Annotated in this window: 10 protein-coding genes and 1 tRNA gene; all 11 read left to right on the forward strand. The window is 55.0% G+C overall.

Annotated elements, in window-relative coordinates; all coding sequences use genetic code 11:
* Positions 1-250 precede the first annotated feature (250 nt).
* Positions 251-1,942, forward strand: coding sequence for a kdo(2)-lipid A phosphoethanolamine 7''-transferase (eptB, locus tag AC6I8A_RS00675; RefSeq protein WP_265301591.1), 1,692 nt, complete (start codon positions 251-253; stop codon positions 1,940-1,942).
* 103 nt (positions 1,943-2,045) lie between these two features.
* Positions 2,046-2,122 (forward strand) — tRNA-Pro (locus tag AC6I8A_RS00680).
* Between the two features lie 970 nt (positions 2,123-3,092).
* Positions 3,093-4,703 (forward strand): dipeptide ABC transporter periplasmic-binding protein DppA, encoded by a 1,611-nt coding sequence (dppA, locus tag AC6I8A_RS00685; RefSeq protein ID WP_008104616.1) that lies wholly within the window; start codon positions 3,093-3,095, stop codon positions 4,701-4,703.
* A 198-nt stretch (positions 4,704-4,901) separates the two neighbouring features.
* A complete protein-coding gene (gene dppB, locus AC6I8A_RS00690) occupies positions 4,902-5,921 on the forward strand; it encodes a dipeptide ABC transporter permease DppB (protein WP_497817874.1) in 1,020 nt (339 codons plus the stop codon).
* 9 nt (positions 5,922-5,930) lie between these two features.
* Positions 5,931-6,833 carry a dipeptide ABC transporter permease DppC gene (dppC, locus tag AC6I8A_RS00695; protein ID WP_061719333.1) on the forward strand — a complete coding sequence of 301 codons (903 nt, stop codon included), beginning with the start codon at positions 5,931-5,933 and terminating at the stop codon, positions 6,831-6,833.
* A 12-nt stretch (positions 6,834-6,845) separates the two neighbouring features.
* Positions 6,846-7,832 carry a dipeptide ABC transporter ATP-binding protein gene (gene dppD, locus AC6I8A_RS00700; RefSeq protein ID WP_008104610.1) on the forward strand — a complete coding sequence of 329 codons (987 nt, stop codon included), beginning with the start codon at positions 6,846-6,848 and terminating at the stop codon, positions 7,830-7,832.
* A complete protein-coding gene (gene dppF, locus AC6I8A_RS00705) occupies positions 7,822-8,829 on the forward strand; it encodes a dipeptide ABC transporter ATP-binding subunit DppF (RefSeq protein ID WP_256697996.1) in 1,008 nt (335 codons plus the stop codon). Before dppD ends, dppF begins: the two co-directional genes overlap by 11 nt.
* A gap of 474 nt (positions 8,830-9,303) precedes the next feature.
* A complete protein-coding gene (gene bcsO, locus AC6I8A_RS00710; RefSeq protein ID WP_265301612.1) occupies positions 9,304-9,978 on the forward strand; it encodes a cellulose biosynthesis protein BcsO in 675 nt (224 codons plus the stop codon).
* Entirely contained in the window at positions 9,969-10,769 is an 801-nt protein-coding gene (gene bcsQ / locus AC6I8A_RS00715; protein WP_256698000.1) for a cellulose biosynthesis protein BcsQ, read from the forward strand. Before bcsO ends, bcsQ begins: the two co-directional genes overlap by 10 nt.
* Before the next feature lie 54 nt (positions 10,770-10,823).
* Complete coding sequence (gene bcsA / locus AC6I8A_RS00720) at positions 10,824-12,929, forward strand: UDP-forming cellulose synthase catalytic subunit (protein WP_312179738.1); 2,106 nt, start codon at positions 10,824-10,826, stop codon at positions 12,927-12,929.
* Positions 12,926-15,463: a cellulose biosynthesis cyclic di-GMP-binding regulatory protein BcsB gene (gene bcsB, locus AC6I8A_RS00725; protein WP_497817875.1), complete on the forward strand. Its 2,538-nt coding sequence runs from the start codon at positions 12,926-12,928 to the stop codon at positions 15,461-15,463. Before bcsA ends, bcsB begins: the two co-directional genes overlap by 4 nt.
* Positions 15,464-15,473 lie beyond the last annotated feature (10 nt).

A 15,473-nucleotide genomic window follows, 5' to 3' on the forward strand; every position in this document is an offset into this window, starting at 1 on the left:
AAAGGCTCCTGCGGGAGCCTTTTTTACATCTGAATTACATTCGAACTGCTTCAATTAGAAAAATTGTCTGGTCTTACCATTGGTTAAATGTTCTACTGCTCGGCTTCGCGCCATCGCCCTTTCGCCAGTCGGAATCGTCCCGATCCTGCATCTTGCGTCACGCTTTTTCCGCGGTTTAGCGAACTCTGCTGTCTTTAAACAGTCACATAACGGTTGATACAACGACACCAGGTCGGGAATAGATATTTTCATGAATTATATTAAAAGTTTAACGCAGCAAAAGCTGTCTCTGCTGCTTGCCCTCTATCTGGGCATCTTATTGAATTTGCCAATATTTTATCGCCGCTTTGACGGCTTTTTAACAAAATCCAATATCTCAAATTGGCTCTCAGCTGCCGCAGAAGTGATGGCTGCCGTACTTCTCACCTTTTTCCTGATGCGCCTGCTGTCGCTGGGCGGGAAATGGGCTTATCGCATACTGGCCACACTCACCGTGATCATTTCTGTTGCTGCCGCCTATTACATGGCGTTTTTCAACGTGGTGATTGGTTACGGCATTATCGCCTCGGTGATGACCACCGATATCGATCTCTCTAAAGAAGTGATTGGCCTGCATTTCGTGTTGTGGATGGTGCTGGTGAGCGCGCTGCCGCTGCTGCTTATCTGGCGCAATAACCTCAGCCACACGCTGATTGAACAACTTAAAACGCCTGGCCAACGTCTGAAGCCGATAGCCGTTATGCTGCTTAGCGTCGCGCTGGTGTGGCTGCCAATTCGCTATTTCGACAAGCTGCAAAAGGTGAATGAAGAAATCACCAACATCGATTTACCGAGTTATGGCGGCGTGGTGGCGCACTCCTATCTGCCATCCAACTGGATCGCCGCACTGGGCCTGTTTGCCTGGACTAAAGTCGATGAAGAGTGGGATGGCCAGGAGTTGCTCGATCCGGCGAAGAAATTTACCTACGTCGCGCCAGCGGGCATCGACGATACCTATATGGTGTTCGTGATTGGTGAAACCACGCGCTGGGATCACATGGGGATGCTTGGCTACGATCGTGATACCACGCCGAAGCTGTCGAAAGAGAAGAATCTGGTCGCGTTCCGTGGTGAATCTTGTGATACCGCCACCAAGCTGTCGCTGCGCTGCATGTTCGTGCGCGAAGGCGGCACCATGGATAATCCGGGTCGCACGCTGAAAGAACAAAACGTTTTCGCTGTATTGAAAGAGCTGGGCTTTACGTCTGAGTTGTTCGCGATGCAGAGCGAAGTGTGGTTCTACGATAACGCTGACACCAATAACTTCTCGTTCCGCGAGCAGATTGGCTCAGAGAAGCGTAATCAGGGCAAAGCGGTCGATGACATGCTGTTAGTGCCGGAGTTACAGGCATCGTTACAACGCTTCCCGAAAGGCAAGCATGTGGTGATTCTGCACACTAAAGGCTCGCACTACCTTTATTCTCAGCGTTACCCGCGTGATTTCGCGCGCTATAAGCCGGAATGCATGGGCGTTGATGAGAAGTGCAGTAAAGCGCAGTTGATTAATGCCTATGACAACTCGATTTTGTACGTTGATACCATGCTGGACAGCGTGCTCGATCAACTGCGTGATAAGAAGGCGATTGTGTTCTACGCCTCCGATCACGGTGAGTCGATTAGCGAGAATATGCACTTGCACGGCACGCCGCGCGAGATGGCGCCACCGGAGCAATTCCGCGTACCGATGATGGTGTGGGCTTCTGATAAGTATCTTGAGGACCCAACTAACCGCAGCAACTTCGAACGTTTGCAGGCACAGCAGCGCGTGGGTAAAACTCATCGCCATGTTGAGCTGTTCGATACCATTATGGGTTGCCTCGGCTACACCTCGCCAGACGGCGGAATTAAAGACGCGAATAACTGGTGTTCGGCACCTCCGGCCACGCCTGCTAAACCGCTGTGATTTGCTGGGGTTGCTGACTTCTGCTTGCTTTCCAGGCGATCAGATGGGTTTTCAGTAAAAGGCATTGACGCTTTTTTAGCAGCGCAGTAATATGCGCCCCCATCGGCGAGTAGCGCAGCTTGGTAGCGCAACTGGTTTGGGACCAGTGGGTCGGAGGTTCGAATCCTCTCTCGCCGACCATCTTTGAAGAAACCTGCTTTTATAAGCAGGTTTTTTTTCGTCTGTAATTTGGGATTCTATATAGTTCGCTCCTCAGCCGATCAGGCTGAAATACAGGGCCGCTCCGTAAAGTCGCCGTGGACACATCCCTGTGGGCTCTGCCGACGCATCCATGCGTCGGAAGCTTTACTCCGCGGCCCTGTATTCCATCCTTAATCAAAATCCTCTGCATTGTTTTAACAGCAAAAACTAAAGTCAGCAGAGCGATGGGAAGGCGGCTCGGTTAGCAAAGCGTCCGCCGCAGGGATGCGGCGGTCGAGGCTACAGGGACGTATTCACGCCGACTTTGCGTTCGAGCCGCCTTTCCTGAGCAACGCACCAATAATCATCAAAACCCCTAAATTTACTCGTTCCATCTCCCAAACCAACAATACTCACCATTATCCCAACTTAACCCCGTGCACCCCACGCCAAATCGAACCCGCGCGCTTAATTCGCGAAACATTCTTCTTATGACCGGTTTATGCATCATGCTGATTTCTTATGCCATTTCACTAGCACATTCCGCTGCCTGAACGTCATAACGCACGAAGAATCGTTCAGATATTCAACATTTACCAATAAGTTTTGTGTGTTTTTTAACGGTGATAATCACTGCCATTTGGCTACATAGCCAGATAATCACGCGGCATTGAGCGCTTTATCACCTTTTTTAATTTTGGCTTACGCTGAGAAGGGTGTTTTTTATCGTTGCTTGCACTTACTCACACTCTGTGTAAATAACCCCACACTGTATTGACGTTCATTGCAACTGTTGACAAATTGATGCGTCAATAAAATGTAGAGAAGGACGTGTCTGACAGATTCCACGGTGCCAGCACAAAAAAATAACCGCTCACATTTTGCTTACTCTTAATTGACCTGCCCGAACCGCATAAAAAAATCAGAGGTCGGGCGACGCACACAACATCACATCACAATGGAGCAAAACATGATCAACTCCCTGGCTAAATCCAGGATGCTGAAGGTCGGTCTCAGCCTGATTGCTATGACCGTTGCCGCTGGTGTCCAGGCGAAAACCCTCGTTTATTGTTCAGAAGGTTCGCCGGAAGGCTTCAACCCGCAGCTCTTCACATCGGGCACCACCTACGACGCCAGCTCCGTACCGATCTACAACCGTTTGGTTGAGTTCAAAACCGGTACCACCGAGCTGCAGCCAGGCCTGGCAGAAAAATGGGATGTCAGCGCGGACGGTAAAACCTATACCTTCCACCTGCGTCAGGGCGTGAAGTGGCAAACCACCAAAGACTTCAAGCCAACCCGCACCTTTAATGCCGATGACGTCGTGTTCTCCTTCGAGCGTCAGCTCGACAAAAACAACAAATACCACGGTGTTTCTGGCGGCAGCTACGAATACTTCGAAGGCATGGACATGCCTAAGCTGATCGCCAAAATCGAGAAAGTTGACGATTACACCGTACGCTTCACCCTGACGCGCCCAGAAGCGCCGTTCATCGCTGACCTCGGCATGGACTTCGCCTCAATCATTTCTAAAGAATATGCCGACAACATGCTGAAAGCGGGCACGCCTGAGAAGCTGGACCTCAATCCAGTGGGCACCGGTCCGTTCGTACTGCAGCAGTATCAGAAAGACTCGCGCATTCTGTACAAAGCGAACCCAGACTTCTGGGGCACCAAGCCGAAGATTGATCGCTTAGTGTTCTCCATCACGCCAGATGCGTCTGTGCGTTATGCGAAACTGCAGAAGGGTGAGTGCCAGGTAATGCCGTATCCGAACCCGGCCGATCTCGCCAGCATGAAGAAAGACGACAAAATTAACCTGATGGAACAGCCTGGTCTGAACGTCGGTTACCTGTCGTTCAACACCGAGAAAAAACCGCTGGATAACGTGAAAGTGCGTCAGGCACTGACCATGGCGGTGAACAAACAAGCCATCATTGATGCCGTTTATCAGGGCGCTGGTCAGGCCGCGAAAAACCTGATCCCACCAACTATGTGGGGCTACAACGACGACATCAAAGATTACGCCTACGATCCTGAGAAAGCGAAAGCGCTGCTGAAAGAAGCGGGCATGGCGGATGGTTTCTCTATCGACCTGTGGGCAATGCCGGTTCAGCGTCCATACAACCCGAACGCACGCCGCATGGCGGAAATGGTTCAGGCTGACTGGGCGAAAATTGGCGTGAAAGCCAAAATCGTCACCTTCGAATGGGGCGAGTACCTGAAGCGTGCGAAAGCCGGTGAACACCAGACCGTAATGATGGGCTGGACCGGTGATAATGGGGATCCAGATAACTTCTTCGCCACGCTGTTCAGCTGTGCAGCGGCGAAAGACGGTTCTAACTACTCACGTTGGTGCTACAAGCCGTTTGAAGATCTGATTCAGCCAGCCCGTGCTGAAGCCGATCACAACAAACGTATTGAACTGTACAAACAGGCTCAGGTAGTGATGCATGACCAGGCGCCAGCGCTGATCATCGCTCACTCAACCGTATACGAGCCAGTGAGCAAGAAAGTAACAGGTTATGTGGTTGATCCATTAGGTAAACATCACTTCGAAAACGTCGATATCCAGGAATAACCTTTCGGATTATCGCGGTCAGGGCCAGCATTGCTGGCCCTCGGGCGGCACCTTCGCCGCCCGTATTCCGCTCTTTTTTTCCGGCAAATTCTAATATTGAAGCGCTTCTTGCGTCGCGTCTGCCCCTGGCGGGCTGCGAGTGTTGAGCAATGTTGTCCCCGGCGGTAACGCTGTGGGAAATGTCAGAGAACCAGGCTTATGCTGCAATTCGTACTCCGACGTTTGGGCCTTGTCATCCCAACGTTCATCGGTATCACATTATTGACCTTCGCGTTTGTCCACTTGATCCCCGGCGATCCGGTACTGATCATGGCCGGCGAGCGCGGTATCTCTCCTGAACGTCACGCGCAACTGATGGCGCAATTTGGCCTCGATCAGCCGATGTGGAAGCAATATCTCACCTACATCAACGGCGTCTTGCACGGTGACCTCGGCATCTCGCTGAAAAGCCGTATCCCGGTCTGGGACGAATTCGTACCACGCTTCAAAGCCACGCTGGAACTGGGCATCTGCGCCATGTTGTTCGCCGTGGCGGTTGGTATTCCCGTTGGCGTGCTGGCCGCAGTAAAACGCGGCTCGATCTTCGATCACACCGCCGTAGGCATCTCGCTCACCGGTTACTCGATGCCGATTTTCTGGTGGGGCATCATGCTGATCATGCTGGTCTCGGTGCAGTTGAACCTCACGCCGGTCTCCGGGCGCGTCAGCGACACCATCTTCCTCGACGACAGCCATCCACTCACCGGCTTTATGCTGATTGATACGCTGTTCTGGGGCGAAGAGGGCGATTTCAAAGATGCGGTGATGCACATGATTTTGCCGGCCATCGTGCTCGGCACCATTCCGCTGGCGGTGATTGTGCGTATGACGCGATCCTCAATGCTGGAAGTGCTGGGTGAAGATTACATCCGTACCGCGCGTGCCAAAGGCCTGACGCGTATGCGTGTGATTGTGGTGCATGCGCTGCGTAACGCCATGCTGCCGGTTGTCACCGTAATCGGTTTGCAGGTCGGTACGCTGCTGGCCGGTGCGATTCTGACCGAAACCATCTTCTCGTGGCCAGGACTTGGTCGCTGGCTGATCGAAGCGCTGCAACGCCGTGACTATCCGGTGGTGCAGGGCGGCGTGCTGCTGGTGGCGATTCTGATCATCGTGGTCAACCTGCTGGTTGATCTGTTGTACGGCGTGGTCAATCCACGTATCCGTCATAAGAAATAAGGGGGAATCATGTCTGCTGTTGATCCCGCAAGCGTAACTGCTGCACCCAAGCCGATGACCCCGTTGCAGGAATTCTGGCACTACTTCAAACGTAACAAAGGCGCGGTAATCGGCCTGGTTTACATCGTTCTGATGCTGTTGATCGCCATCTTCGCTGATGTGCTGGCACCGCACGCACCGGCCGAGCAATTCCGCGATGCCTTGCTGCATCCGCCAGTCTGGCAGGAAGGCGGCAGCTGGAGCTACATCCTCGGTACCGATGACGTGGGCCGCGATGTGCTGTCGCGCCTGATGTACGGCGCGCGCCTGTCGCTGCTGGTCGGCTGCATGGTGGTGGTGCTGTCGCTGATTCTCGGCGTGATATTTGGTCTGATGGCCGGCTACCTCGGCGGTGTGGTTGACGCCATCATTATGCGTGTGGTCGATATCATGCTGGCGCTGCCAAGCCTGCTGCTGGCATTGGTGCTGGTGGCAATCTTTGGTCCGTCGATTGTTAACGCCTCGCTGGCGATTACCTTCGTCGCCTTGCCGCACTATATCCGTCTGACGCGTGCTGCGGTGCTGGTTGAAGTGAACCGCGATTACGTCACCGCTTCGAGCGTGGCGGGTGCCGGTACGCTGCGCCAGATGTTCATCAATATTCTGCCTAACTGCCTGGCACCGCTGATCGTGCAGGCATCATTAGGTTTCTCCAACGCCATCCTCGATATGGCGGCGTTGGGCTTTCTCGGTATGGGGGCGCAGCCGCCAACGCCGGAGTGGGGCACCATGCTCTCCGACGTGTTGCAGTATGCGCAAAGTGCCTGGTGGGTGGTGACATTCCCTGGAGTGACCATTCTGCTAACGGTTCTGGCATTCAACCTCATGGGCGATGGTTTGCGTGATGCACTCGACCCGAAACTCAAGCAGTAAAGAGGCACCGAGATGGCGTTATTAAATGTAGACAAGTTATCGGTGCATTTCGGCGACGAAAAAACACCGTTCCGTGCGGTTGACCGCATCAGCTATCAGGTCGAGCAAGGCCAGGTGGTGGGTATTGTTGGTGAATCTGGCTCGGGCAAATCCGTGAGTTCACTGGCGATTATGGGCCTGATTGATTATCCCGGCCGCGTAATGGCGGAAAAACTGGAGTTCAACCAGCGCGACCTGCAGAAAATCTCCGAAAAAGAGCGCCGCCAGCTGGTGGGCGCAGAAGTAGCGATGATTTTCCAGGACCCCATGACCAGCCTCAACCCGTGCTACACCGTGGGTTTCCAGATCATGGAAGCGCTGAAGGTGCACCAGGGCGGCAGCAAACGTACGCGTCGTCAGCGCGCGATTGATCTGCTCGATCAGGTGGGCATTCCTGACCCGGCATCGCGTCTTGATGTCTATCCGCATCAGCTGTCGGGCGGTATGAGCCAGCGCGTGATGATCGCCATGGCGATTGCCTGCAAACCGAAACTGCTGATCGCCGATGAGCCAACCACCGCACTCGACGTCACCATTCAGGCGCAGATCATCGAACTGCTGCTGGAGTTGCAGAAGCAGGAGAACATGGCGCTGATCCTGATTACTCACGATCTGGCGCTGGTGGCCGAAGCGGCACAGCACATCATCGTGATGTATGCCGGACAAGTGGTGGAAAGCGGTAAAGCGGTGGATATCTTCAAAGCGCCACGTCATCCGTATACGCAGGCGCTGCTGCGCGCGCTGCCGGAGTTTGCCGCCGATAAAGCGCGTCTGGCCTCGCTGCCGGGCGTGGTACCGGGAAAATACGATCGTCCAACCGGCTGCCTGTTAAATCCGCGGTGCCCGTATGTGACCGATCGCTGCCGCCGCGAAGAGCCGGAGCTGCGCGACATTCCGGGCCGTCAGGCCAAATGTCACTTCCCACTGGATGATGCCGGGAGACCGACTTATGAGTCTTGATAACAACCAGCAGGATTACCTGCTGCAGGCGATTGACCTGAAAAAACACTACCCGGTGAAGAAAGGTCTGTTTGGCCAGGAACGTCTGGTAAAAGCGCTGGATGGCGTCTCGTTCAACCTCGAACGCGGCAAAACGCTGGCGGTGGTGGGTGAATCCGGCTGTGGTAAATCCACGCTGGGCCGCTTGCTGACCATGATTGAAACGCCAACCGAAGGCCAGCTGTTCTGGCACGGTCAGGATCTGTTAAAACACGATCCGCAGGCGCAGAAACTGCGTCGTCAGAAAATCCAGATCGTGTTCCAGAACCCTTATGGTTCGCTCAATCCGCGTAAGAAAATCAGCCAGATTCTGGAAGAGCCGCTGGTGATCAACACCTCGCTGACCAAAGCGGAGCGCAAAGAAAAAACGCTGGAGATGATGGCGAAGGTAGGCCTAAAAACCGAGCATTACGATCGTTATCCGCACATGTTCTCGGGCGGCCAGCGTCAGCGTATCGCGATTGCGCGTGGTTTGATGCTCGACCCGGATGTGCTGATTGCCGATGAGCCGGTCTCCGCGCTCGACGTTTCGGTGCGTGCGCAGGTGCTTAACCTGATGATGGATTTGCAGCAGGATTTAGGCTTGTCCTACGTCTTTATCTCGCATGACCTGTCGGTGGTGGAACACATCGCCGATGAGGTGATGGTGATGTATCTCGGCCGCTGCGTTGAGAAGGGCAGCAAAGAGGCGATCTTCAGCAATCCGCGCCATCCTTACACGCAGGCGCTCCTGTCAGCGACACCACGTCTTAACCCGGACGATCGCCGCGAGCGCATCAAGCTCACGGGCGAACTGCCGAGCCCGCTCAATCCGCCGCCGGGCTGTGCGTTTAACGCGCGCTGCCGTCGTCGTTTTGGCACCTGCGTTCAGTTGCAGCCAAAGCTGAAGCAGTATGGCGATCAACAAATCGCCTGCTTCGCGGTGGATCAGGATGAGAACCAGCCAGTGGGCGCGTGATAAATTACCGCTATAAATGAATGAAGGCTCCTGCGGGAGCCTTTCTTTTATCCTTAATACATCAGATTAATTAACGACAAAACCTGTTATGGCCAAAGCCATGCAAAAAGCATTACGCGAGTGCATCAGTGTTCAATTGGTCCTGACCAGGTCTTAAAGCGTAAAGGCAAATTCTTATTTGCGTCAGGATTGCGTGAGCGACTTCACAATGAAATAAAATCCATAAATTGCAGCGCAATAGAGAAAATTCAGTAGCTTAGGTTAAAATCCCCTGCGTAATTATTTCTGTTAATTGATACTAATTAATACCCGTCAATAAATAACTGCACGCTTCTTGCATGCCCGTTTTTTCAATCTTAAAGATAGAATTCTTTTGTTGAATGCGGCGTTTTAATAATCAGATTTGTCTCACCGTCTTTTAATGTGTGTGATATATTCGCGGAAAATTCCCTCCCGCTTTTACAGGCTCTGATCATGAAGAATTACGACGATCTGCAGCGTTTTAAAGAGAAAACGCAGACGCTTGATATCGCTTTTAAGGATATGTCCGGTCAATCGCATGAAGCCGATCAAAGTCAGTGGGCGTTACTGCGTCAATTGACCACCGATCAAGAGCCTGAATTAGGAAGCGGCCAGCGCATCGATATGCCGCAACCGCATCCGATTCGCGGGGATGAATTTAGCGCACCGCCGGAGCCTGCTCAGGCTGCACCTGACAGTCCGGCTCGTGGATCGATTCTCGACAGCCTGAACGCGCCTGCCGCTGCCCAGCCGGAGACCGGCTCATCGCTGTTCCCGCCCGCGACATCAGCGAAACCGGTGTCGTCTGCTACGCCATTAGCGCCAAAAGCCACGTTGGTGGAGCGTCAGGCCACAACTTCACTGTTTCCGCCGGCCAAACCTGTCGCCGCATCCGCTGCACCAATTGCTCAGACTGCTGCTGTTGCCGCGCCTGCACCGGCAGCGCCAGCGCCGATCGCGCCAGCCCCTGCGCACACCTTTGCCGCTGCGGTTGAACCGGCACGTCCGGCTGCGCCCGCACCGTCTCGCTTTGGTGCGCTGTTCCGCTCGCGTCCGGCCGAGCCCGCTAATTTGTCAAAAGAAACACCGTTAAAACCGCTACTGGAGAAGATTGCGCTATGCCGTTAGTTTGTGTGTGCTCGCCAAAAGGGGGAGTAGGGAAAACCACCATGGCGGCCAACCTTGCGTGGAGTTTGGCTCGCGCTGGCAGCAAGGTCTTGGCAATCGATTTCGATGTTCAGAACGCCTTGCGCCTGCATTTCGGCGTACCGCTGAATGATGGTCGCGGCTTTGTCGCGCGCTCTGAAGATCAGGCTGACTGGAGCCAATCGATTCTGACCACCGGCGGCAACATTTTCGTCATGCCTTATGGCGAAGTCAGTGAAGAGCAGCGTGAACGTTTTGAAGAGAACCTGGTAAAAGATCCGCATTTCCTGAAACGCGGTCTGGACACGGTATTGAATTATCCGGGACTGGTGATTATCGCCGATTTTCCGCCAGGTCCGGGTCCCGCGCTTAAAGCAATGCAGGCACTTGCCGATATGCATTTAGTGGTGATGTTAGCGGATACCGCGTCGGTCTCTTTACTGCCGCAAATTGAAAATGACCGCATGATTGGTCAGCCGCTAAATAATAAACGTGGTCATTATTTTGTGCTTAATCAGAGCGACAATCGCCGCAATATTAGCCGTGAAGTTACCGCTTTTATGCAGCAGCGCCTGGGTGAGAACTTATTAGGCGTGGTACATCGTGATGAAAGTGTCGCGGAAGCCAATGCCTCGCAACAATCTGTTTATGATTTCAGCCCAGCTTCCGCCGCTGCGTTTGATATCGAATTAGTGGCAAAACGCGCAGCCAATATCCTGAATATCACCGTCGGCAACGGCGAAGTTCAGGCACCTATTCGCAGCCACTATTAATAATGAGGCCGTCTCCGGCCCCATAATAACAACACAGCTTCTTCAGGGTGAATCATGAGTAAACTCGGGTTTTACCTGCTGCTGCTGGTGCTTGCACCAGTGGCGGCGGTAATCGTCATCACGCCTATGGACAGCCAGAAGCAATATATATTTGGCTTAATCAGCATCGGCATGATGTTTTTACTGGGCTTCAGCAAAAGCCGCAAAATAACTATCGTCATGGTTATCCTATCCGCGCTGATGTCGACCCGATATATCTGGTGGCGCACCACGGAGACGCTGCAATTTAATTCTGAGATTGAAGCGATTCTCGGTATCGGCTTATATCTGGCCGAACTGTACGTCTGGCTGATCTTAATTCTCGGCTTCCTGCAAACCACCTGGCCATTAAAACGCACCATCGAACCTTTGCCGGATGATACCAGCCTGTGGCCGACGGTGGATGTGTATGTTCCAACCTACAATGAAAGCCTCGATGTGGTACGTGATACTGTGCTGGCGGCGCAGTGTATTGATTACCCGCGCGACAAGCTGAAGGTCTATTTGCTGGATGACGGTAAACGCAGTGAGTTTGCGGTATTTGCCGCTGACGTCGGCGTGGGTTACATCACCCGTGACGATAACAATCACGCCAAAGCCGGTAACCTCAACCACGCCATGAAGATCACCAAAGGTGAGCTGATTTGCATCTTCGACTGCGATCACGTGGCTACGCGCACCTTCCTGCAGGCGACGGTCGGTCCGTTCCTGAAAGATCCCAAGCTGGCGCTGCTGCAAACCCCGCACTACTTCTATTCACCGGATCCGTTCGAGCGTAACCTGCGCGCGGCGCGCAGCATCCCGAACGAAGGTTCACTGTTTTACGGCCCGGTACAGCAGGGTAACGATAACTGGAACGCCACCTTCTTCTGCGGCTCCTGTGCGGTGATTCGCCGAAGCGCGCTGGAAGAGATCGGTGGCTTTGCGGTAGAAACCGTGACGGAAGATGCGCATACCGCACTGAAAATGCAGCGTCTCGGTTGGGGCTCGGCCTTCCTGGCGATTCCGCTGGCGGCCGGTCTGGCCACCGAGCGTCTTGGTCTGCACGTGGTGCAGCGTAATCGCTGGGCGCGCGGCATGACGCAGATTTTCCGCGTCGATAATCCGCTGCTTGGCCGTGGATTAAAGTGGCAGCAACGTCTGTGCTACCTCAACGCCATGCTGCACTTCCAGTTCGGCTTGCCGCGCGTGGCGTTCCTGACGGCACCGCTGGCCTACCTGCTGTTCAACCTGAATATCATTCACTCGTCGGCATCGCTGATTTTCGCCTACGTCTTGCCGCATCTGGTGATGTCGCTCTACGTCAACTCACGGATGAACGGCAAGTTCCGTTACACCTTCTGGGGCGAAATCTACGAAACCGTGATGTGCTTCCACCTCGTAATCCCCACGCTGTTGACCATGCTGGCACCGAAGCGCGGCAAGTTTAACGTAACGGATAAAGGTGGCCTGCTCGATCAGGGCTTCTTCGACTTCCACATCGTGCGTCCACACGTGATTGTCGCGGTGCTGCTGTCGATTGGCATCATCGCTGGCGTGGTACGTGCGACGGCGCATGACTACTTTGGCGTCGATCCTTACGTTATCGCCCTCAACGTCGGCTGGGCGGTGTTCAGCCTGATTATCCTGATGGCGGCGATTGCCGTGGCGCGCGAAACCAAGCAAGTGCGTAAAACCATCCGTATTGAAGTGCAGATTCCGGCGGTGATTCACTACGCCAGCGGCATCTCGTCGCGCACGAAAACCAGCGATCTTTCGATGGGCGGCGCGCAGCTGGATGCGCCGGACAATCGTCACGAACACGATGAAATCGAAGAGATCGACCTGTTGCTGAAATCGGGCACCATCACCATTCCGGTGAGTAAAATCTCCGGCGATGAAGAGAGCATCCGTCTGCGCTTTGGCGATATGCCGCTGTCGCGCCGTCGTGAATTGGTGCGCGTGGTGTTGGCGCGCGCGGATGCCTGGATTCAGCCGGAATATAAGCAAGACAATCCACTGGTTTCGCTTGGCACCATTATTCGTACCGTCTTTGAGCTGTTCTGGCTGACCTGGAAAGATCGCCGTGAGAAGCGTAAGCGTGATAACCAGCCCGCCGCAAAAGAGGACAGCGCTGCATGAAGAATTTGACGCAAACGTTGCTGGCAAGCTCGCTGGCAACGGCGCTGCTGTTTGCGCCAGCGTGGGCCGACACCCCAGCGGTCACGCAGGATAGCGGTGCGCTTTCTGACGTGCCGCCGCCGCAAGGCATTGAAAGTGCGGCCGATCAACAGCTGCAACAGGCGGCAGGCGCGGCACCTTATGCGCCAGTAGAAACCGCACCACAAACTGCACCGGAAGCTGCACCGCCAACCGCACCGACAACGGTAAATGAAACTCCCGCCGAACCGGCGGCCAGCGAACCTGCACCTGTAGCCGCACCAGAAATGGTGCTGCCAACGGTAGCACCAACCGCACCGGCGGTGATGCCAGAGACGGCTTCCGCGACGCTCAACCAGCCAATCAGCAGCACTGTTTCGGTGGCGCAGATGGGCCAGCCGCGCGGCATTACATTGACCGGCGGTCAGCTGCAATCCGGTATCGTGTTCACGCTGCCCAGCGATGAAGTGATCACCAACGCGCGCCTCAATCTGTCGCTGCGCGTCTCGGCGGCGCTGGCAGCGCGTAACACCTCGCTGCAGCTAATGCTGAATGGTCAGCCGCTTGGCACCTTGCCGTTGGGCTCCAGCGACAGCGATGTCAGCGATTACCAGCTGGATATTCCGGCGGCGATGGTGGTCTCAAGCAACAACCTCAGCTTCAAGATTAACGATGCCGACAAGCTGCTGTGCGAGAAAGAGAGCGCGCAGCAGTATCAGGTATCGATTCTGCCGAAAACCACGCTGAGCCTTGAAGGCCAGCAGCTGAACATTGGCACCAGCCTGCGTAACTTCCCGCGTCCATTTATCGATGCGCAGCGCATGACGCCCGCCAGCGTCACCTTTGGCTTTGCCGCCAATGCCGCGCCGGACAGCATCAGCGCCGCTGCGCTGGTGGCATCGTGGATGGGCATTCAGTCGGATTATCGCGGCATCCGTTTCCCGGTAGTGCGCGGCGATCTGCCTGAGCACAACGGTATTCTGATCGGCCATCCGGGCGACAAAATTGGCACCGTAACCTTGCCAGCCACCAACGGTCCGCTGCTGCAGGTGATCGATAATCCCAACAATCCGGTCTACAAATTGCTGCTGGTGGTCGGGGCGAATGACGACCAGCTGCGTCAGGCCGCTAACCGTTTAACCACTCAGCCGCTGGCGACCGATGCCAGCAGCCTGAACGTGCAGCCGCAGCCAATTGGCGTGCGTAAGCCGTACGATGCGCCGCGCTGGATTAACACCACGCGTCCGGTGCGTCTGAGCGAACTGCTGCGTAAAGATCAGAGCCTGACCACCACCGGCATCTGGCACGATGCGCTGAGCGTTAACTTCCGCGCCGCGCCGGATCTGTTCCTGTGGGATGGCGATACCATTCCGGTGGAGCTGCACTATCGCTTCCCATCCGAAAGCTGGATTGACGAGAACAACTCGTTCCTCAACGTGATGATTAACGGCACCTTCCTGCGCAACCTGACGGTAAATAAAGTCGGCTTGCTGGAAAGCGCCTGGCATCGTCTGGGCGGCGACGCGCGTCAGGAGCATTACACCCTGAAGCTCGAGCCGTACCTGATTTACGGTGACAACCAGCTGGCGCTCTACTTCAACATCAAGCCGAAAGCGGATGCACCGTGCGGCGTGCTGCTGAACAACAACATTAAGAGCCGCATCGAAGAGGATTCGTGGATCGATTTAAGCCACACGCGCCACTTCACCATGCTGCCAAACCTCTCTTACTTTGTGGGCGCCTCGTTCCCATTCTCACGTCTGGCGGACTTCTCGCAGACCACGCTGCTGCTGCCGGAACAACCAAGCGATGCGGAGATCTCGACGCTGCTGGATATGGCTTCCCGCGCCGGGAACGCCACCGGCGTGCCGCTGCTGCAAAACCAGGTGCTGTTTGGCCTGCCAAACGGCGGCACCAACATGACGCGTCTGCAGCAGAGCGATCTGCTGGCGGTGAGCACCACGCAGAACAACGACTTTAATCAGGCAATGCTGGCCAACACGCCGTTTGATACCAGCGGCAACACGCTGGGCGTGAAAGAGCCGACCACCTGGGACAAGCTGCGCGGCTGGCTGACCGGCGACTGGTATCGCCAGCAGCTGGATGCCGATCGTTACTTCTCCTCTAACGAAGCGTGGCGCGGCTTTGTCAGCTATCGCTCGCCGTGGAACCCGGATCGCTTAGTGGTGATGACAGTGGCGACCAGCGATCAGCAACTGCTGCGCCTGCATGAAGACCTGAATTCCGCGCGCATCAACGCCGGTATTCGCGGCGATACCGCCATCATCACCGATGAGAACGGCATTCGCAGCTTCCGCGTCGGCCCGCAATTCCCGAGCGGCGAAATGCCGTGGTACATGATGGTGGTGTGGTATGCCAACCAGCACTCGGTGCTGATGGCGCTGGCGGCGCTGCTGCTGTCAGCGTTGGTCGGCGGCGGTGCATGGGTGATGCTGAAACGTCATGCGTGGCGTCGTCTCAACCCCAAAGTTGATAGCAAGTCCGGCAAGAAGTAAGGATAAAAAC

It is taken from the genome of Pantoea sp. X-Soil-ISGK-275 (genome assembly GCF_059730795.1).